The organism is Peribacillus sp. NPDC094092, from assembly GCF_050279365.1.
In the GTDB taxonomy this organism is placed as follows: domain Bacteria; phylum Bacillota; class Bacilli; order Bacillales; family DSM-1321; genus Peribacillus.
The window spans coordinates 934,167-954,240 of sequence record NZ_JBNNUC010000002.1 but is presented as its reverse complement, the minus strand read 5'-3'; the positions used below and the strand labels follow the sequence as shown (position 1 = coordinate 954,240).

At 42.2% G+C, this 20,074-nt stretch carries 23 protein-coding genes; 5 read left to right on the top strand and 18 right to left on the bottom strand.

The window, feature by feature from the left end; all coding sequences use genetic code 11:
• Positions 1-38: 38 nt before the first annotated feature.
• From hemW to gpr, 5 genes are all read right to left on the bottom strand, one after another.
• A complete protein-coding gene (hemW, locus tag ACQKNS_RS13595) occupies positions 39-1,190 on the bottom strand; it encodes a radical SAM family heme chaperone HemW (protein ID WP_427643570.1) in 1,152 nt (383 codons plus the stop codon).
• Positions 1,191-1,279: 89 nt separating this feature from the next.
• On the bottom strand, positions 1,280-3,115 hold the full coding sequence (gene lepA, locus ACQKNS_RS13590; protein ID WP_427643568.1) for a translation elongation factor 4: 1,836 nt from the start codon (positions 3,113-3,115) through the stop codon (positions 1,280-1,282).
• 174 nt (positions 3,116-3,289) lie between these two features.
• Entirely contained in the window at positions 3,290-3,613 is a 324-nt protein-coding gene (locus ACQKNS_RS13585) for a YqxA family protein (protein WP_427643566.1), read from the bottom strand.
• A gap of 21 nt (positions 3,614-3,634) precedes the next feature.
• A complete protein-coding gene (gene spoIIP, locus ACQKNS_RS13580; RefSeq protein ID WP_427643564.1) occupies positions 3,635-4,834 on the bottom strand; it encodes a stage II sporulation protein P in 1,200 nt (399 codons plus the stop codon).
• Positions 4,835-4,920: 86 nt separating this feature from the next.
• Positions 4,921-6,039: a GPR endopeptidase gene (gpr, locus tag ACQKNS_RS13575; RefSeq protein WP_427643563.1), complete on the bottom strand. Its 1,119-nt coding sequence runs from the start codon at positions 6,037-6,039 to the stop codon at positions 4,921-4,923.
• A 274-nt stretch (positions 6,040-6,313) separates the two neighbouring features.
• On the opposite strand from gpr, the gene rpsT reads away from it, so the two are divergent.
• Positions 6,314-6,580, top strand: coding sequence for a 30S ribosomal protein S20 (gene rpsT, locus ACQKNS_RS13570; protein ID WP_207437127.1), 267 nt, complete (start codon positions 6,314-6,316; stop codon positions 6,578-6,580).
• Positions 6,581-6,670: 90 nt separating this feature from the next.
• Here the strand turns inward: rpsT and holA are convergent, their stop codons facing one another.
• The gene (gene holA, locus ACQKNS_RS13565; protein ID WP_427643561.1) at positions 6,671-7,684 is read right to left on the bottom strand and encodes a DNA polymerase III subunit delta; all 1,014 of its coding nucleotides are present in this window, start codon (positions 7,682-7,684) and stop codon (positions 6,671-6,673) included.
• A gap of 343 nt (positions 7,685-8,027) precedes the next feature.
• On the opposite strand from holA, the gene ACQKNS_RS13560 reads away from it, so the two are divergent.
• Positions 8,028-8,162: a YqzM family protein gene (locus ACQKNS_RS13560; protein WP_034308559.1), complete on the top strand. Its 135-nt coding sequence runs from the start codon at positions 8,028-8,030 to the stop codon at positions 8,160-8,162.
• Positions 8,163-8,238: 76 nt separating this feature from the next.
• On the opposite strand, the gene ACQKNS_RS13555 is transcribed toward ACQKNS_RS13560, so the two are convergent.
• The 3 genes from ACQKNS_RS13555 to ACQKNS_RS13545 form a co-directional block, all read right to left on the bottom strand.
• Entirely contained in the window at positions 8,239-10,545 is a 2,307-nt protein-coding gene (locus tag ACQKNS_RS13555) for a DNA internalization-related competence protein ComEC/Rec2 (RefSeq protein WP_427643559.1), read from the bottom strand.
• Between the two features lie 18 nt (positions 10,546-10,563).
• Positions 10,564-11,124: a ComE operon protein 2 gene (locus tag ACQKNS_RS13550; RefSeq protein ID WP_427643557.1), complete on the bottom strand. Its 561-nt coding sequence runs from the start codon at positions 11,122-11,124 to the stop codon at positions 10,564-10,566.
• 78 nt (positions 11,125-11,202) lie between these two features.
• Entirely contained in the window at positions 11,203-11,838 is a 636-nt protein-coding gene (locus ACQKNS_RS13545; RefSeq protein WP_427643555.1) for a helix-hairpin-helix domain-containing protein, read from the bottom strand.
• A gap of 110 nt (positions 11,839-11,948) precedes the next feature.
• Here ACQKNS_RS13545 and comER point away from each other — a divergent pair, with 110 nt between their 5' ends.
• Positions 11,949-12,779, top strand: a complete 831-nt coding sequence (gene comER, locus ACQKNS_RS13540; RefSeq protein ID WP_427643554.1) for a late competence protein ComER — start codon at positions 11,949-11,951, stop codon at positions 12,777-12,779.
• A gap of 97 nt (positions 12,780-12,876) precedes the next feature.
• Here the strand turns inward: comER and ACQKNS_RS13535 are convergent, their stop codons facing one another.
• Genes ACQKNS_RS13535 through ACQKNS_RS13500 form a run of 8 tightly spaced genes read right to left on the bottom strand, consistent with a single transcriptional unit; the run spans position 12,877 to position 17,890 of the window.
• Positions 12,877-13,620 (bottom strand): class I SAM-dependent DNA methyltransferase, encoded by a 744-nt coding sequence (locus ACQKNS_RS13535; RefSeq protein WP_427643552.1) that lies wholly within the window; start codon positions 13,618-13,620, stop codon positions 12,877-12,879.
• Entirely contained in the window at positions 13,617-13,973 is a 357-nt protein-coding gene (gene rsfS / locus ACQKNS_RS13530) for a ribosome silencing factor (RefSeq protein ID WP_427643550.1), read from the bottom strand. Before rsfS ends, ACQKNS_RS13535 begins: the two co-directional genes overlap by 4 nt.
• Positions 13,973-14,545: a bis(5'-nucleosyl)-tetraphosphatase (symmetrical) YqeK gene (gene yqeK / locus ACQKNS_RS13525; protein WP_427643548.1), complete on the bottom strand. Its 573-nt coding sequence runs from the start codon at positions 14,543-14,545 to the stop codon at positions 13,973-13,975. The genes rsfS and yqeK overlap by 1 nt, the downstream gene beginning before the upstream one ends.
• Positions 14,535-15,104, bottom strand: coding sequence for a nicotinate-nucleotide adenylyltransferase (locus ACQKNS_RS13520; RefSeq protein ID WP_427643546.1), 570 nt, complete (start codon positions 15,102-15,104; stop codon positions 14,535-14,537). Before ACQKNS_RS13520 ends, yqeK begins: the two co-directional genes overlap by 11 nt.
• 11 nt (positions 15,105-15,115) lie before the next feature.
• Positions 15,116-15,406, bottom strand: coding sequence for a ribosome assembly RNA-binding protein YhbY (gene yhbY / locus ACQKNS_RS13515; protein ID WP_427643544.1), 291 nt, complete (start codon positions 15,404-15,406; stop codon positions 15,116-15,118).
• The gene (gene aroE / locus ACQKNS_RS13510) at positions 15,400-16,242 is read right to left on the bottom strand and encodes a shikimate dehydrogenase (protein ID WP_427643542.1); all 843 of its coding nucleotides are present in this window, start codon (positions 16,240-16,242) and stop codon (positions 15,400-15,402) included. The genes yhbY and aroE overlap by 7 nt, the downstream gene beginning before the upstream one ends.
• Before the next feature lie 20 nt (positions 16,243-16,262).
• Positions 16,263-17,372 (bottom strand): ribosome biogenesis GTPase YqeH, encoded by a 1,110-nt coding sequence (yqeH, locus tag ACQKNS_RS13505; RefSeq protein ID WP_427643540.1) that lies wholly within the window; start codon positions 17,370-17,372, stop codon positions 16,263-16,265.
• On the bottom strand, positions 17,369-17,890 hold the full coding sequence (locus ACQKNS_RS13500; protein ID WP_427643539.1) for a YqeG family HAD IIIA-type phosphatase: 522 nt from the start codon (positions 17,888-17,890) through the stop codon (positions 17,369-17,371). Before ACQKNS_RS13500 ends, yqeH begins: the two co-directional genes overlap by 4 nt.
• A gap of 465 nt (positions 17,891-18,355) precedes the next feature.
• On the opposite strand from ACQKNS_RS13500, the gene ACQKNS_RS13495 reads away from it, so the two are divergent.
• On the top strand, positions 18,356-18,496 hold the full coding sequence (locus tag ACQKNS_RS13495; protein ID WP_427643537.1) for a sporulation histidine kinase inhibitor Sda: 141 nt from the start codon (positions 18,356-18,358) through the stop codon (positions 18,494-18,496).
• A gap of 52 nt (positions 18,497-18,548) precedes the next feature.
• On the opposite strand, the gene ACQKNS_RS13490 is transcribed toward ACQKNS_RS13495, so the two are convergent.
• On the bottom strand, positions 18,549-19,334 hold the full coding sequence (locus ACQKNS_RS13490; protein ID WP_427643535.1) for a phosphatidylserine decarboxylase: 786 nt from the start codon (positions 19,332-19,334) through the stop codon (positions 18,549-18,551).
• Positions 19,335-19,470: 136 nt separating this feature from the next.
• On the opposite strand from ACQKNS_RS13490, the gene pssA reads away from it, so the two are divergent.
• Positions 19,471-20,010, top strand: coding sequence for a CDP-diacylglycerol--serine O-phosphatidyltransferase (gene pssA / locus ACQKNS_RS13485; protein ID WP_098185704.1), 540 nt, complete (start codon positions 19,471-19,473; stop codon positions 20,008-20,010).
• Positions 20,011-20,074 lie beyond the last annotated feature (64 nt).

Sequence of the window (20,074 nt, the reverse complement as noted above, 5' to 3'; positions counted from 1 at the left end):
AAACCGCTAATTCATCGTTAAAATAACATAGATTTTCTTCAGTCGGATTCAATAACGCCTAAAAATGATTGGAACACTTCATTTCCCAGCAGTTTGCCCCGCTCAGTCAAGCGCACAAACCCGTCTTCCACTTTTAGCAGACCCTTTGCCACCCCTTCTTCGAGCGGTTTCCTGAAAATCTCCGTCATTTCAACAAAAAATTTACCCTTAAAGATTTGCAATGAAACCCCTTCCGTTTTCCGGAGCCCCAAAAACATCTCCTCTTCCATCCGTTCATGAAGCGGTACCGGGTGTTCTTCCAACACAGGGAGCTCGTTCGCCAGCAATGGTGTGATATATTTCTTCACAGGCCCATGATTGGCCACCCTTTTACCTCCAGTATAGCCATGTGCACCTGCACCAATGCCATAATACCCCGCATTATTCCAATATGTCAGATTGTGCCTGCTTTCAAACCCAGCTCGGGCAAAATTACTGATTTCATATTGATGCAGACCGTGCTTCTCCATCTGTTCCATCAGCCTCTCATACATCGAAGCCTCTAGCTCCTGCGGCGGCAGGTTCAATTTCCCCCTTCGCATCTGATTATAAAAAACCGTCTTCGGCTCAACAATCAATGAGTAGCTGGAATAGTGCGGCAATTGAAGGGCAATCGCTTTATCCAGTGTATCCTTGAAGTCTTCCATCGTTTGGCCCGGCAATCCATAAATCAAGTCGATGCTTATATTCGTAAAGCCAACCTCTTGAGCCAAAGAAATCGTTTCATATACTTCAGAAGCCCGGTGAGTCCGGCCAATTCGTTTTAGTAATTCATCATTGAAGCTTTGCACTCCAAAGCTAAGTCTATTGACCCCTGAATCATAAAGAATCTCGAGTTTTTCCCTCGAAAGATCCCCTGGATTGGCTTCGAATGTATATTCAGCCTTTGTAGGTTCAAAGGGCAGGGTTTCATTGATTGCTTCACATAAGAAGGCAAGCTGCTTTTCATCTAGAGAGGTCGGTGTCCCTCCACCGACGAAAACCGTATCCAAACCCGCAGTCGGGTATTTGGAAAGCTGCATCTGCATTTCCCTTTTCATCATCTGTAAATATTCGTCGACCGGCTGCCCCTGCAAAAATACTTTATTGAAATCACAATAATGACAAATATGTTCACAAAATGGTATATGGAGGTAGGCGCTTTTGATCATTGTGTTCACAACCTTTTAATCGAATGAGTCGATAGAAAAAGAGGCTAGATCTCCTCTACCCTCTTTTTTCTAACTATCGTTTATTTTATTTATTTTTTGGGTGTCGTATCATCCATTTTCAAAACAGCCATGAAAGCTTCTTGCGGAACTTCAACGGAACCTACTTGTTTCATCCGCTTTTTACCTTCTTTCTGTTTTTCGAGCAACTTACGTTTACGGGAAATATCGCCGCCGTAACATTTAGCCAATACGTTTTTGCGCATTGCACTAATCGAAGAACGGGCTATGATTTTTTGCCCGATTGCCGCTTGGATCGGCACTTCAAATTGTTGCCTTGGAATCAGCTTCTTCAATTTTTCAACAATGACTTTACCGCGTTCATATGCAAAGTCCTTATGAACGATGAAACTTAAAGCATCGACAGTTTCAGAATTCAATAGGATATCCATCTTCACAAGCTTGGACGGTTTGTAGCCGATCAGCTCATAATCAAATGAAGCATAGCCCCTTGTATTGGATTTCAATTGATCGAAGAAATCATACACGATCTCCGATAATGGAATTTCGTAATGAATGCTCACACGGGTCTCATCGATATATTCCATATCAATGAAGTTACCGCGTTTGTTTTGACAGATTTCCATGATCGCCCCGACAAACTCCGTCGGTGCCATCATCGTTGCTTTGACATATGGCTCCTCGACCCGTTCGATCTTTTGGGCATCAGGCATATTAGACGGGTTATCCACTTTCAGGACCGTTCCGTCCGTTAGGACCACATCATAAATAACACTCGGTGCAGTGGTGATCAGATCGATTTTGAATTCACGTTCAATCCGTTCCTGGATAATTTCCATATGAAGGAGCCCAAGGAATCCGCAACGGAAACCGAAGCCCAATGCTTGCGACGATTCCGCTTCGAACTGAAGCGCTGAATCATTCAATTCCAATTTCTCCAATGCATCCCGTAAATCATTGAATTTCGATGCGTCAATCGGGTATAAACCGCAATATACCATCGGATTCATCTTCCTGTAACCAGGCAATGGTTCCGTCGCACTATTCACGGCACTTGTAATCGTATCGCCAACAGTCGTATCACCAACGTTTTTAATGGATGCCGTAAGGAAACCTACATCACCTACGTTCAGTTCATCCAACAGCTGGGTCTTAGGGTTGAAGACTCCCAATTCGGTAACATCGAATTCCTTGCCAGTGGACATCATTTTGATTTTGTCGCCCACTTTAACGGAACCCTCGACAACACGGATATAGGCAACTACACCCCGGTACGCATCAAACAGTGAATCGAAAATAAGCGCCTTGAAAGGAGCATCCGGATCACCTTGTGGAGCTGGAACCAATTCAACGACCTGTTCCAAAATCTCCTCGATTCCGATTCCGGCTTTAGCCGAAGCCAAGACAGCATCGGAAGCATCCAATCCGATCACTTCCTCGATTTCTCCACGCACACGTTCCGGATCCGCACTCGGCAAATCAATTTTATTGATGACCGGAATGATTTCAAGGTTGTTGTCCAAAGCTAAATACACGTTTGCTAGCGTTTGGGCCTCAATCCCCTGTGCCGCATCGACAACAAGGACAGCGCCTTCACATGCTGCAAGACTTCGTGACACTTCATACGTAAAATCGACATGTCCCGGTGTATCAATAAGATGGAAGATATATTCTTCTCCATCTTTCGCTTTATATTTCAATTGAATCGCATTCAATTTAATCGTAATTCCGCGCTCACGTTCTAAATCCATGGAATCCAGCAACTGACTCTTCATTTCACGCTGAGTCATGGCGTTCGTTTTTTCTATGATACGATCCGCCAATGTAGATTTACCATGATCAATATGAGCGATGATGGAAAAGTTACGAATTTTTGATTGTCTTTTTAATTTTTCTTCTCTATTCATGACGTTCACTCCCACTAGTCGACACAATACACTATTTTTTATTATATCAATAGAAAATGCAAGATTCAACAGAATAGTTACAAAAGAAGCATCATTGCAGGCCAAAGGATAAAAAAAGGCTGCATTCCGGATTCGGATGCAGCCTTTTGGCAGGGCACTCACCTTATTTCATACCTAAATCATATCGATCAGGGCTTGGAAGGCACCCGATATGGACTCTCCAAGCGTTTTGCCGATCGATGAAAAAAAGTTGAAGGCTTTCATTTCTTCAAGTTTTTCTTTTTTCGTCTCTAAATCATGACTTGTTACTTTTTCGCCAAGGATATCCGCTTCCATCTCCCCTTGGTCCGATTGGTTAATAATGAATGCACTATTCAAAGCGGGATCTTCATACCCCTTCATTTTTTTCATCCCATCGTTCGCTTGCTGCATCCCAATCAGAACACCTAAAAATAATACGAGCACGATCCCTGTACATTTCAACCAAAATCGAACCATGATAAGAGAACTCCTTTCAAATTACTTCGCTTCCGAATCCCCGGTCGGGTTATCCACTGCTTTGGCATCCCAGTAAAATTCACTGAAAACATCGGCAAAGGCATCAACGGTCAAATACATTTCCTCGAAAGTATTATCAACACCGCCAACTTCAATAAGCATGGCTTTGCTTGATAAATCCTGATTATATACTCCATTTTGACCCGCTCCGCCCTGTTTCATAACCCCTCGTGAAATTCCGGGATATTTTTTTTCCAGAGCTTTATGAAGTTTATTGGCAAGCGCCGCATTTTTTTCAAAGTTCGGGTTATTCCCCCCGATCACGAATGCGATCTTGGCATAATCTTTACCATTAATGTTAATGGTCGTATGTTTTTTTCGTTTTGAATCGCGATGGATGTCGATCATATATTCTAAATCTTTGTTATTGGCCAATGCCGTTTGTACGGATTTTCGTGATTCTTGATACGATTTGGCATAATTCAATCCTTTATTATTCAGATTTCCCATGATATCCGTTTTATCGAGCGAGGAGCCAATCCCCTTATCGGCCAAATCTTCAACCATCCGTTCCCCAAGTTTCGTGATATTGATTTTAGAATGATAGGCCAGGTCCGGATTTGTCACGCCTTTTAAATATGGAAGATAGGACTCCCGGTTATGGCTATGGTAAATCTCGACCACTTTCCGTCCATTGGTCGTTTGTTTCGGCTGATTGGCCGCTCCTTTTTCCGGTTCTTCAATCTCATCCAGGTTTTGCAGGGATGCATCCCTTTCTTCATTTAGCACGTCCACCGGAGGCGAGGATTCATATGGCATATTCGTATAATTCGTCCCTTCCCCGGCAACGAGGATCTCATTATCAAAAATCGAAAAACCAGGCAATTCCCTGCCAAGTAAACTTCGCGGGTCCTCGAGTGAAATGTTTGTCGAGACTTTTATCAATTGATTCGTGATCACTGATTCCTGCTTACCTTCCGGCAGGGCATTAAAAAGATAATGGTTTTCATTGGCCAGCATCGAGAACAGCATTTTTCCCGAGAATTGGTTGGCTACAGTATGTACGGAATTGGAAGATATCCGATACTCCGGTCTTAGGGAAGTCATGACCCCACTGACTGAAAAAACAAAAAGAAGCAAGGCGAGAATACCTAGAAAAGTTTTTATTATTGTTGATCCGTGAACGGCTGTTATGATTCCTGGGGAATTTCTTCTTTTCATCCTTCCACCCTCTCTATAGCTTGTCTATTAATACCTATGACTTTGCTAGAAAGGGTAGAACACCATTTTTGGGCACTGAAAGTGATTTAACGGGTGTAATAGCCGGTATTATCCTGATTTATTGAATGATGCAAGGCTGCATTTAAACCATTGGCTATCAAATTGGCCATATCCTCAATGAAAACATCGACTTCTTTCGGTGTAACCATTAAATTTTGACCAAGCGGTGACAGCACTTCATAAATCAATTTCCGTTTCTCTTCATCAGGGAGGACACCTATCATTCCCAAGAAGGTTTGGCGCTCCTTTTCACCTGGCATATCCTCTTCTGTCAGCTTCGTGCGCTTCCCAAAACTGAATCCAGCGGGTGCCAACGATCGTGATGGCCTGTCCCCTTCATTCAGTTCCTTGCCAAAGTGCTTCAAAATATAATCGATCGTATCGCTGGCAATTGATACGGCATCCACGACGGTAGGTATTCCAATTGCAATAACAGGAACTCCGAGTGAATCCTGGCTCAATTCTTTTCGTTTATTTCCAACCCCAGACCCCGGATGGATGCCTGTATCCGTAATTTGAATCGTGGAATTCACCCGTTCGATCGACCTGGCAGCCAATGCGTCAACGACGATCAGGAAATCAGGATTACTTTTTTCGATGACTCCTTTAATGATGTCACTCGTCTCGATTCCCGTAATCCCCATCACCCCCGGTGAAATCGCACTGACCGGCCGATAGCCTTCCTTGACGGACTCCGGCTGCAATTCGAACAAATGTCTTGTGACTACAAGGTTCTCAACGACGGCTGGCCCCAGAGCATCGGGAGTAACATTCCAATTACCTAGACCGACAACCAAACAGCTGCTTTCTTTGGTGATTTTATTCCGTTTCAAGAAGTAAGCCAGTTCGTTGGCGAACACCTTCTCCACCCGTTGCTGCGTTTCCGTATCCTGCTGGCGGATGCCCTGCACTTCGATGGTCAAATAACTGCCCTGTTTCTTGCCGATTTCTTTTTCCCCCTCAGCCGTGACCTCGACCAAGGATACCTTCAGATCATCCACTTCTTTTTCCTTAATAATGACCCCTTCGATACGGGATACATCAACTTCCTCAACAACACCTTTATGTTCAAGGGCGATTTCCTTTGCTTCTATCGCCAAATCTGTACGAATTCCGTATTCACTAAGGTCCAAATTATTTTCCATAACGGCCTCCTGATGTTTGAATTGTATCTAATCTAGTATTTTCAATAGTCTCTCTTAAACATTCTGTCATTTTTGCTTTTTTATTATTCATTTTTTTGGTACAATGAGTGATGACGAGATGAATTTATTCCCGAAATTATAATTCCTTTTCGATTCTCAATCTGAAGTATTGCATATTTATGAGCAGTCTGATAGAATATCACTTGTGCTATTTGATATGGATTTGAAAAGTCGAGTTCATATAATCTCGATTTCTTTGTAGGAGGTGAACGGAATGCCAAACATTAAATCTGCTATTAAACGTGTAAAAATTAACGACAAAAAACGCGTTCATAACATTACTGTTAGATCATCTATGCGTACTACAGTGAAAAACGCTGAAGTTGCATTAGCTGGTGAAAACGTTGAAGCTGCTAAAGAAGCTCTTTTAACAGCTGCTGTGAAATTAGACAAAGCTGCATCTAAAGGATTAATCCATAAAAATGCGGCAGCCCGTAAAAAATCTCGTTTAGCGAAAAGACTTAACGCTCTTAACGCATAATGACAAAAAATAAACGATCCAACCGGATCGTTTTTTTTGTGCCGTTTTTTGCATAAAAAAAGGTGACAGGATATCCGCCACCTTTTTTTATCATCTCATTTTCATAAGAAGCAGCTCAAGCGTGATTGCCTTGTCTGCTTGGCCGGTCTTCATTTTATAATCCGCTTCTGCTAAGTCGTTCATGATGCTCAACAGCTCGCTTTCCTGGAATTTCCCCGTCTTTTCGAGTGCCAGCTTTACCCTGTAGGGGTGCACCTTCAGTTGACCCGCAATTTTTTGCTGGCTATAGCCCTGACGGGAAAGCTCCTTCACTTGATACATGAGCCTGACCTGACCTGCAATGACACTCAAGATTTTGATGGGCTCTTCATTCTGCCTGAGAAGATCGTGCAGTATCGTCATGGCACTCTCCATCTTTCGCTGTAACACATGATCAACAAGCGTGAAGATATTCTGTTCAAGGGATTTAGCGACCAGCTTTTCCACGATTTCGACTGTAATGTGTTTATCAGCTTCTGCATAAAGCACCATTTTATCCAGTTCATTGGTCAGCATCATCAGATTCGTTCCTGCAAGTTCAAGTAAAAGCTCTGTAGCCTGCTCATCTATTTGGACTGAAGAAGCTTCGACCCTCTCCTTCACCCACCCTTTTAACTCATGTTCACCAAGCTTCTTCGCTTCAACAAGAACCGCCTTACGCTTCAGTTCCTTGGTGATTTTTTTCCGTTCATCCAGTTTCTCATAAGGTGCGGTCAATACGACAATGGAATAAGGGACCGGGTCAGCCAAATACGCTTCCAGTCTTTTCACATTATGTTCAACTCTTGACTTCGTTTTTTCAGCTGTCAAAAAAAATGGGTTTTGCATGAAAACAAGGCGTCTTTCCCCGATAAACGGGAGAGTTTCGACATCTTCAAGCGCAGTTTCTACAGGCGTCTCTTCTAAATCAAATTGAGCAAAGTTAAAATCCATCTCATCTTCGTGAAGGACATTCTCGATCAATAGCTGCTTTGTTTCATTAATTAGATAGGCTTCTGTCCCATATAACAAGTATACTGGCGCGAATTGCCCTTTTTTTATACTTTTCCAAACATCTAATACCAATAGAATCCGCCTCTTTACTATGTATTCTTCTCTAATGGTATAGGTGGATGGACCATTTGACAAGCTATAAAGGGAACTAGCCCTTAAAAAGGGCCAGTTCCGGATCTATATGAACACTTTCAAGAAAGGCCCGGGTAATCTCCCTTGAAAGCGGGTAGAGTATTCATGCAGAACAAGAAATGAGCTTTTCTCTTTCGCTTGCTTTGTTTGTACTTTTATTTTGACCTCAAAATCCCAAACTATTTGTGTCAACTCTTGTCAGTAAAGGAAATGAGGGAATGAAGCCTGTAGATTTTTTTTTGGTAATGTTTTATACTATTAGCAGAAATAGGAGGGGTAAATAATGAACGAATTCGAAAAGAATGTTCAGTCAAAAACAGATGACGTCGCTGATTCCGCTATAGGATTCATCGGTTCTTTTGTGTTTTTCGCAGCCATGTTCACCATAGCTGTCGTCATTAAAGCTGTCGGATCCTGATTTCTTTAACTACATGCACTTATTTTTCCTGATGGAGGCTGCCGCTGCAGTCTCTTTCTTTTTGATTTTCTACATACTATGGTAGTGTCTTCCGAAAGGTTCCACTGCTTTTATAATACTTGTAAATAATAGAACCATCCTCGTCCGTCCTGAACACCTTTATGCCATTTCCCTCCAGATTCCCAATGACGTCCCCATGAGGGTGACCGTAGCGATTATCTTTTCCAACTGAAATGATCGCCGCTTTCGGCTGTAGCTTTTCGAGGAAGGCCGAGGTAGAAGAAGTTTTACTGCCATGGTGTCCAACCTTCAAGATATCCGCCTTCAGCTGCGGATATGTGCTCAATAGTTCCTTTTCGCCTTCTTCTCCCATATCACCAGTTAATAACCATGACAATCCCCCAAGCTCCGTGAATAGAACTATGGATGAATCATTCTTATTTTCTTCTTTCTCATATGGACTTAGCACGGCAAACGGCGCTCCGTCTGCCACCCAATGGTCCCCCCTTCTCAAGACAGTCATTTTCATTTTTTTATCTCTTGCCATGGACACAAAATCCATATCCCTATAATGCTCTTCACTCCAGCCTCCAATGATGATCTCCCCAACATTAAAATTTTGGATCAATTCATTTGCACTTCCCATATGATCTGCATCCGGATGGGTTAAAATGAGTTTGTCCAATTGGTGGATTCCCTTACTTTTCAATAATGGAATAATGATATCATCCGCGGTGTTGAACTTCTTTCGCTTTTTTGCCCATGGGTCGATTGGAAATGTAATTTGCCCGCCCGTATCAATCAAATAATTGCCGCGATTGAACGGCAGGATAATTAAAATGGAGTCACCTTGTCCAACGTCGATGATCTGCACTTCACCAAAAGGAGAGAACCTTTGTAAATTATATTGAAAAAGCAAAAGAACCATCATTATTACACACCAGATTTTACTTTTTTCAAATGATACATCCCAAGTCAGATATAACCCTAAAAGGGAAATGACAAGTAATGCCATCATGATGAAAGGTGGTTTTCCAAACGGAATGGAAGCCAGCGGCAAATCGGATGCTGCATCCGCGGCTTTATTGCAGAGTACGAATGTGAAATTCAATAATGATATGAGGGGTTGCCCCAAGGGAGGCAGCAATAAATGAATAAGGAGGGAAATCAGTGAAAGTGGCAGCAATATGATGGAATAAAGCGGAACGTACAATACGTTGAGAAACATGCCCAGAAAGGATACTTCAAAAAAGTGGAAAAGCAAAATCGGAAGGGCTGCCAATTGACAGATGGAACTGATGATGAATAGCTGCGTTGTTTTCTTAGGATATTGTATGAAAATGCTTGAAGACATAATAATGGAGAAAGTGACTGCGAATGAAAGCTGAAAACCTATATCATAGATCATATTAGGCCGAAAAAACAATAATGCCATATAGGTCGATCCGATTGCGGCACCCGCCGATACCCGCTTCTTGAATAGCAGGAGCAGGAAGAAAAGCATAGCCATTAAACAGGATCTCACCACAGAAGGACTGGCACCTGAAAGTAACATGTAAACCGGAAGGAAGATTAAGATGGCCACGATCATTCTTTCCCGAATAATCCCAACCCTGATGCCGAAATAAAATAACATCCCCGTTAAAAAACTGACATGGAGACCGGAAATCGCCAGTAAATGAACCAGACCCAACCGCTGGTAATTAGTAAGGTCGCCTTCATCTATATATGTCTGGTCGCCGAATATGAGAGCTGTGACAAAACCGCTCGATTCTTCCGGAAAGTGTTCCCTAATATACGTAATTCCCTTCAGGCGCAAATTACGAATCGAAACTGGAAGCGAGGTTCCAGTCTTTTTGCATTCTTCAAAGGAAATGGCATCCGCTTTGAATATCCAATGGATGCCTTGGCGGAAAAGGTAATGCTGGTAATCGAAACTGTTTTCATTCCTGTTTTTGTCGGGAATTTGCAATGTCCCTTTTGCCGGACATGATAAACCGATTCTCAGAAACCGACTCAGCTTTTCCTGTTCCAACTCGGTCGTGATCTTATAACGAAACACTAGCCGTTCACCTTTCTCACCGCGCACGAATCCTTTTAATGAATTTCCATCTATATTCGGTTGGTCGGTGAATGTGATGATAAATCGACTTTCCGTTCCATGATAGGCAGTTTTGTTTCGGTGATCGGAGAAGGAGGCAGCCCCTAGAAATATCCCCATGATCACCAAATGAAAACTAAGGGCCTTCACGCTTAACCCCACCGAAAAATAAAGGAAACAGAGAAAAATAAGGATAATGATCAGCAGCCTGACGTTAAAAAAAGAATGGGCCGTAACACCAAATGTAGCCGAAACGGCTAGTAAGATAAGATGTCTAGCCATGCCTGCCCCCCGTCCTATTTAATTTTCAAAAATCTGTTTGGCCTGCTTTTCCAACTCCATTAAATCTTCTTTTTTCAGGTCTGTCCGTTCAAGTTGAGCTAGCAATGAGAATACAAAATCCTTTTTTTGTTTTCCATTAACATCGATGGCCCCTTTTGCTTCAACCTTCTCGGTCTTGACACCAGCCTGTTTGAATAATTCCAGGGCATATGGATGATTTTTGTAATCCTCTGCATAATAAACAGCCTTTATGCCAGCTTGGATGAGTGATTTACAGCACTGAAGACACGGAAAATGCGTCACATATATTTCCGCCCCATCAGTAGGCACCCCAAATTTTGCACATTGTAAAAGTGCATTCATTTCTGCATGTATCGTTCTGACACAATGATTATCTATTACATAACAGCCGTCATCAATACAATGCGTCCCTCCCGCAATCGACCCATTATATCCCCCAGCGATGATTCGGTTGTCCCTGACGATGGTCGCCCCTACAGTGAGGCGTGTACATGTGCTTCTTAAAGCTAATAAATGGCTTTGCGCCATGAAATATTGATCCCAACTAATTCTGTTCATGTTTTATCCCCTTACCACTAGAATGATTTTCTTCAATTTTACCCTCTTCCAGTCCATTTGTGTAGCATATTCAATCATTCATTTCACCGAGATGGAATCCCGTAACCTTTCAAATGTTTTATCGCCGATTCCCGTTACCTTCTTCAAGTCATCGACCTCCTTGAATTTCCCTACCGTTTCCCTGTATTCCAGGATAGCATTCGCTTTGGATGGTCCAATTCCCGTCAAGGTTTCCAAATCTTCCTGTGTAGCTGTATTCAAGTTCACCAATCCTCCTGATGTCCCACCAGAAACGGCATCACCATATGACCCGACTTGTATATTCTCTAATTTCCCCTCGTCTTCCTCACCTATTTCCGGAACATAAATGACCATTTGATCTTCGACGATTTGGGCAAAATTCACTTTATCCTTATCAGCATTGTCCGTAAAACTGCCCGCTGCCGAAATCAAATCGATCACCCGGTCACCTGCCTGTGCAGTGAATAGGCCTGGGGACTTGACCGCTCCTTTAACGTCCACTTTAATGATTTCAGGTTCGGCGGGCGTTTCATCTTCATTTTGTTTACTTTCAGCCTTTTTTTCAGGAATGGAAAATATGTCTTCCGTATCAGCCGGATCCTCCCCTTGTTGCACAAATAAGTAAAGGCCCGCTGCCACAAATGCCACGGCAACGGTTATCATCATCCATTTCCGCTTAAAAATCCCTTCCATTTCTTTACCTCCTTGTTGGATTTCGCACGATACATTGTCATAGGACAGATTAAAAATACATAGTGTTTTTAGGAGTATCAATCGTTTTAAGTGAGAGGAGTTGATCGGAATTGAAAAAAATCGGTGTTATCGGAACCGGAAATATGGGTACCATTTTAATCGAGGCATGGCTGGAGGCAAAAATATTGAATCCGGCGGAACTAATCATTACAAATCGCACGCTTTCCAAAGCATTGGTGCTGAAAGAAAAACACCCTGGCATCAAGGTTGCGGAAAGCGCAGCCGAAATCGTCCAGCAAGCGGACTTTATCTTTCTCTGTGTAAAACCATTGCAAATTAACAGCCTATTACAGGACATCAAACATCATATAAAAAGGGATCAGCTGGTTATTTCCATCACAAGCCCGCTATCGGTCTCCCAGCTTGAATCCGCCGTGAACGCCCCTTGTGCCCGTTTTATCCCGAGCATAACGAACCGTGTTGGTTCAGGAGTATCGTTACTGAGTTTCAGCAAGAGCTGCAGTAAGGAGAAAGTGTCAGCTTTATTTGATTTGGCCTCCGCCATATCGGCACCGGTCATCATCGAAAATGATATCACCAGGGTAGCTTCCGATATCGTCAGCTGCGGTCCTGCCTTTTTCAGCTATTTAGCACAAGCTTTTATTGACGCGGCTTGCCAAACGACGAAGATAGATAAAGAAACGGCTACGACTTTGACTGAGAATATGCTGGTTGGCTTAGGGGAACTGCTCGGTAAAGGGGTATATACATTGCCGACACTACAGGAAAAGGTTTGTGTAAAGGGCGGTATTACAGGTGAGGGGATTAAGGTTTTAGAAGCTGAAACCGGGGAAATGTTCCATCATCTTTTTCAAGCGACACATGAAAAGTTTGCAGAGGACCTTCACGAAGTTGAAAAGCAATTCGGCCATCCTTATTAATATTCGTAATCAATATCTTTAACTCCTTCTAAAGGCAAAAAAAAGAAGAGGTCAGACCTCCACTCGTACAGTACGAACGGGGCTCCTGACCTCTTTATCATTTACTGGCTACAAATAAGATTCTTTCGGTTTCCGCTACAAGCGGTGCGTCTTCAAGGTCCGCCAAAATTTCAGAAACCGTAAAACCTGCTTGCTCCAACCACTTTTTATATTGTTCAACCGGATAGGTCCGTTGATAATGCAACTCATCAAATCGGTCATACAGACCGCTTTCATCGTCCCTTACGAAAAAACTTAAATCATGTTCCACACTGTAAGCTTCTTCTCCTGGGAAGCAGTCCCATATATAGGATACTTCTTCACCATTGACAGCAAACGTATTATCACGAAAGATTTCTTCCATTTTATAAATGGAGTGGACATCAAACAAAAATAATCCGCCATCCTTCAAATGCTCATGAACCCGACTAAACGTCCTGACTATATCTTCCTCATCGCGGAGGTAGTTCAGCGAATCACAAAAAATCGTGACACAATCAAATTGGCCAAGTCCTTCGAGTTCTGCCATATTCTGCTGGAAAAGCGGAATCGATAATCCAAGCTTAACCGCTTTTTCATTAGCAACAAGAAGCATTTCATCAGATAAATCCACACCGGTGACTTCGAATCCGTGTTGCGCCAATTCAACGGTCATTTCCCCGGTTCCACACGCTAAATCCAAGACTTTCCTTCCGCCAATTCCATACTGTTCCAGCTTCGCCGTAAGGATCATCAGCCATTTTTCATAAGGTGCGCCCTTCATCAATTCATCGTATACATAGGCAAAGCGTTCGTACGTCATGAAGTCAGTTCACTCTCTAGATCTTCAAAAGGTGCATCTCCCCATAAACGTTCAAGGTTATAGTAGTTTCTTTCATCTTTATGGAAAATGTGTGCCACTACATCGCCAAGATCCACAAGCACCCATTTCGCCTCGTCAAAACCTTCAAGACGTTTTACAACGATTCCGGATTCATCAGCTTTGCTCTTCATTTCACGAGCTATTGCTTGTACTTGTTTTTCGGAATTTCCGTGGCAGATCAAAAAGTAATCCGCTACAAGGGAAATACCTTGCATGTTCAATGCCACGATATCCTCCGCTCTTTTATCATCCGCCGCTTTTGCTGCAATTACTAGAAGTTCACGTTCAGTCATTACATCTTCTCCTTCAAATTCATGATCAAATCATTATATGTCTTAAATGTATCAGGGTAAATTGCCTGATTTCTTTTCATTAAAAAAACAACTGTATTCCTTAAAGCCTGGATGACAGCATGATCCAAATTTTGCTTTGCCGTCTGCCTGACTTCGTCGACTCCGGGAAAAGAACGTCCCGGCTCAATGTAGTCAGCAAGGTATACGACTTTATCCAATAGGCTCATGCCAACCCTGCCAGACGTGTGATAGGCAATCGCATCCAAGATTTCAGCGTCCTGAATGCCAGCTTCCCTTTTCACCAGATAAGCCCCGACAGGAGCGTGCCATAGCTCCATATTGTATTCAAGTAATGCCGGGTCCATTTTTTCAGCGATTATTATTTGCTCCATTTCCTCTTTCGGACGAAATTTTGCATAATCATGGAAAATGGCTGCCAGTTCGGCTTTTTTGACGTCGGCACCATACCTTTCAGCAAGTTCAATAGCTGACCCGACCACACCCAAGGTATGAATGTACCTGCGCTCGGTGATTTGTTCTTTGACCAGCGCCAATGCTTTCTCACGATTCATATAAACCATTCCCTTTAATATACTTCACCACTGGATCTGCTATTAAATATTTCACGGTTTTCCCCGTTCTTAACTTCCTTCGTATCATGGAAGACGAAATGAACATCTGGGGGACTTTCACCATCGTGATTGGGTATACGGTCTTTTCGTTATATCCAGGGCGCTTCACCCCAACGAAATGGACCATATGCACCAGCTCGTCGATACGGTGCCAATTTGGTAAGTACTCAATCATATCTGCGCCAATTATGAAATAGAACTCATTGGTTGGCTCAAGTTCTTTCAGCAATTTTATTGTGTCATACGTATAAGATGTGCCTTTTCTTTCTATTTCAATACCCTCAATATAAAAAGATGGGTTTCCGGCTAGCGCGTTTTCCAACATGGCCAGCCTGTCCATATCGGTTACTTCCTCCGATTTTTCCTTATGTGGAGGAACGTGATTTGGCATGAACCGGATTTCATCTAGCTCAAGGGCATCCAGCACTTCATTCGCTATAATTAAATGCCCGATATGCGGAGGATTGAATGTACCGCCAAGAATTCCAATTTTTTTCATAGACAGGTTCCTTAAGGTAATGTAAGTTGTTTGTTTTCTTTTGATTCTTTATACAGCACAATTGTGTTGCCGATAATCTGAACCAATTCCGCCCGCGCACCTTTTGACAAAGAAAGTCCCACATCATCGCGGTCCTCTTCACAGTTTTGCAGGATGCTGACCTTGATTAATTCACGTACTTCAAGCGCCTCACCAATTTGCTTGATGAGATTATCATTGACTCCGCCTTTACCAACTTGAAAAATTGGATTGAGGTGATGGGCCTTTGATCGTAAAAATCTTTTCTGTTTTCCAGTTAACATGTGTTACCTCCTAGTTTGTTCAAGACAATATCTGTCATTCTTGCTGTATCCGGCATAATGCCTGTCCATATCTCAAATGCGAGCGCGGCCTGGTTGATGAACATCCCCAAACCATTTTGCGTTTCCGCCCCTTTTTCCCCCGCTTCACGCAGCAGTTTGGTTTGCAGAGGGTTATAGATGATATCACTGACAATTGCACCGGTTTTAAGCTGGTCGACCTTTATCGGTGAATGATCCAATTCCGGACTCATTCCTGAAGAAGTCGTTTGGATGATTAAATCATATTGTGATAAGCTTTCTTCCGCTTCGATAATCGAGAGTGCCTTCGATACTTTATCATAAGGGCAATCAGAAACAAGCTGGGCCGCTCTTTCCTTTGTCCGGTTTGCAATATCAACTTGCTTTACCCCTTCTTTTACGAGGGTAAAATAAATCGCACGCGCAGCACCGCCCGCTCCGATCACTAACGTTTTTTTAGCCTTGATGTCACCTGATATTTCATCGCATAAAGATTTGAAAAATCCTTTTCCGTCTGTATTATACCCTATAAACCGACCATTTTTGTTAACAACCGTATTTACAGCCCCGATTGCAAGGGCCAGTTCATCCACTTCATCAAGGAAAGGGATGATGGAAGTCTTATGAGGAATCGTGATGTTAAACCCTTCTATACCAAGGGCTTTCATGCCTTTAACGGCATCGTTCAAACCTTCTTTCGTCACATGGAAATGATGATAAACCGCTTCTATATTTTCTTTTTCAAATGCATCATTATGAATGTCCGGTGACATCGAATGTGCAATTGGATCTCCCATTACCCCATATATCTTTTTCATAGACTAGACGACCCCTATATTTAGATTAATGATTTGCGAACGATCACATTGACGCCCTTTGGAACATGTGCAACGATTTTCGCTCCTGGCTCATTGACCGTCACCCAGCCAAGACCGGAAAACACAATATCCATTTTACCATCTTTCAAGGAGAATTCATGTGGAATCAGCTTCGGAAACTCCTCGATTTGTTCAGGCCTTGGAGGTGTAAGTAATTCCCCGGCATGGTTTTTATACAATTCATCGGCATTTTCCAGTTTCGTACGGTGAATATTCAATTCATTCGAAAGGTAGCAGGTCAATGAACGCCTTCCGCCTGACACATAGTCCAACCGGGCCAACCCTCCGAAAAATAACGTTTGCGCTTCATTCAGTTGGTACACTCTCGGCTTGATTTCCTTTTTCGGCATGATCACCTTGAAGTCCCGTTTGTCAACATAATGAGCCATTTGATGATGATTAATGATTCCTGGTGTATCGATCAAGGCCTGTTCATCATCCAAGGGAATTTCGATCATATCCAAGGTAGTCCCAGGGAAGTGGGAAGTCGTGATGATATCACTTTCTCCGCTCACTTCTTTAATAAGACGGTTGATGAAAGTCGATTTCCCTACATTCGTACAGCCCACCACATAAACATCTTTACCTTTGCGATACCGCTCAATCGCATCAGCCGCTTCAAGTATATGCTTTCCTTTTTCCGCACTGACAAGCAGGACATCAACAGGGTTAAGACCCAATTCCTTGGACGATTGCTTCATCCAATTGATCAACTTGTTCGTTTTTACGGATTTAGGCAATAAATCAACCTTATTTCCAATCAGAAGAACATCATTTCTTCCTACAAATCGATGCAGGCCAGGGAGCCAGCTTCCATTGAAATCAAAAATATCGACGATTTTGACGATTAAAGAGTCGGTTTCGCCTACTTTATTCAAGATTTTCAGGAAGTCATCGTCTGTTAAGGAAACATCCTGAACTTCGTTATAATGTTTCAATTTAAAGCAGCGCTGACAAACGATGGTCTCCTTTTCCAGAGCTGATTTAGGGGCAAAGCCCAATTCCTTCGGATCTTCAGTCTGGACCTTCACACCGCAGCCGATGCACACTAATTCTTGATGATTGTTCAATTGTGATCCTCCCATTCTAGCATTCCTTTTCGTTTAAAAAACGCCATGATCTTTCTTTCAAAATAACGATTGATCCTTGTTCTGAATTCGTCTGTTTGTGCTACAGGGAGCACTAAGATCGTATGAAACCCGCCTCTGTTCCCTCCCAATACATCCGTCAATAACTGATCGCCGATAACCACCGTTTCTTCCAATTTCAATCCCATTTCTTTACGGGCTTTATGGAAAGCTCTTGCCATCGGTTTTCTGGCCTGGAAGATAAACGGAATGTGAAGCGGGTCGGAAAAAGCCCGAACCCGATTTTCATTATTATTGGATACAATCGTCACTAAAATCCCATGATCACGCATATTGTCGAACCATTTGATTAAATCGGGGGTGGCAGTCGGCCTGTCCCATTCAACGAGAGTATTATCCAAATCGGTAATGACTCCTTTAACCCCTCTTTTTTTCAATTCTTGAGGATCTATATTAAAAATGCTTTTAACATGTTCACTCGGCAAAAATAATTTAAGCATATTGACACCTCTATATTTTCGTTAAAATTTACCGTCTCCATCATATCGAATTTTCAGCACAGTTTCAAAAAAAATTAGGAAATAAGTGCTGACGGTAAAGAAACATCATAATGTATGTTTTCTGATATGGAAAGGCATTTTTCAGTAAATAATGGGAAATTTGCAGGCTGACCAGAACCAAAGAACTAATTATTCATAAAAGATTTCGACAAAAATTTCATTTATTCAATCTGTGGATAACTTTACTAACATTTTCCATACTGATGTGCACCATTCCGCTCACCTTGTAAACAACTTAACCACAAGTTATCCACTTCCAACTGTGGATAACAGAACGATTGTTCTCCACGTTTATTTCTGATACAGTAGGGGTACATCAAGGAAGACTTATCAATATATGCAAGCAAGCACCAAATTATTCCCCGTAATCCTTACTGGAGGTGAGCAGCCGCAAATGGCGTTCTGATGCAAAAACTATCTGATGACCTGTTGCTTGAATCCTATTTTAAAGCACAGAATTTAAAGTTGAGTACCGATTTCATCCGCCTCATAGAATCGGAAATCCATCGAAGATCCCTGACACATAAAATCCGATCAATCTTTTAATATGAAATACATAGGCTGACATCAAATGTCAGCCTCTTATTTTCATTTGAAGTTAGACGGCTCTCATGAATCCGATTGTTTCACCCACACGGACATCCGCGGGAATGGAGATGTTTCCTTCAAGTTCAAAACTTCCTTTTTCAAAAAGAAGCACCACTGTGGACCCAAAGCTGAAATAAGAAAATTCCTGTCCTTTTTCCAATTCAACCGATTCATCAGTAATGACGATCGAATTGATGAACATGGCCCCGACCTTCACCATTGCCAGACTTCCCGCTTCATTTTGAAGTTCAGTTATTGTCCGGTAATTTTTTGATAAAGGCTCTTTTCCATATTTCATCCCCCATTTATTAACGGGGTACGATTTCCTTCCAAGGGTCCAACGTTTGACCACGGAACCCTTGATTGGTGCATGGATCCTATGGTAATGACTCGGGCTTAAGTATAACACGAGATATTTGCCCCCTAAGTACTTTTCCAAAAAAAGCTCATCCCCGAGCATTTCCCCCATTGAATATACCTTTCCCTTAACGACGATATTTTTATCAGCGCGTATCTCCCCTGAATCCTCAAGAACACCGTCCACAGGACAAGCTACCGCAGAAGGAACTGCCGTAATTGGCCTGGCATCCGCCTTTAACTGCCTGGTAAATAGCTCGTGCAGGTTAGTATAAGCTTTTACCTCCTTACCAAATTCCTGTTGATTAAGGTTGAATGTTTTTACATAAAGTAAAATTAAGGGCCTGCTCCAACGAGATTGGCTAAAATGCTTTAATAAACCTGATGAATACTGACCATTCGTCAGTTCAATAAGAATGCGATACAAAGACTGAAACAAATAAAACCACTCCAAATTGTAAAATTATTCTAAAAATCACTTGCATAAATTGTGTTAAATAAAATATTATTATATAATAAATGCTTATGTTTACTATATATTGTTTTAATTTGTTTCATTTGAAAGGAGGGAAAAGATGTTTTTATTACACGCCCTAGATCAAACCATTAAAAAAATGAAAGCACAAACAGCAAATATACTTACACTAATTAATTTATCCCTTGGTGGATTTGCGATAATCGCCGTAATGCACGGCCAATTGAATTTAAGCCTGCTATTAATTTTCCTGGCTGCCCTTGCAGATCGCTTCGACGGTATGGTTGCACGGAAATTCAACATTGAATCGGAATTGGGTAAGCAACTTGATTCGATGTGTGACATCATATCCTTTGGCGTAGCACCTGCCCTATTATTATACCAAGGAATATTAATAGAATTCGGGGCACCTGGCACACTCTTCACGGTTTTCTATATTGGCTGTGGCGCATTTCGTCTCGCCCGTTTCAATATAAGTGAAAGCAATGGATATTTTACAGGAGTGCCGATTACGGTTGCGGGCTGCATCGCTACTTTAAGTTATCTAGCCATCCCGTATTTCCATCCGGTCTTTTTCTTATCCCTCATGATTATATTATCATTACTTATGGTCAGTCCATTTAAACTGAAGAAAGTTTAAATAAGAAAGGCGGATGTCCTAAATCGGACATCCGCTTTTTTCGTTCCTATTCCATCCGAAAAAC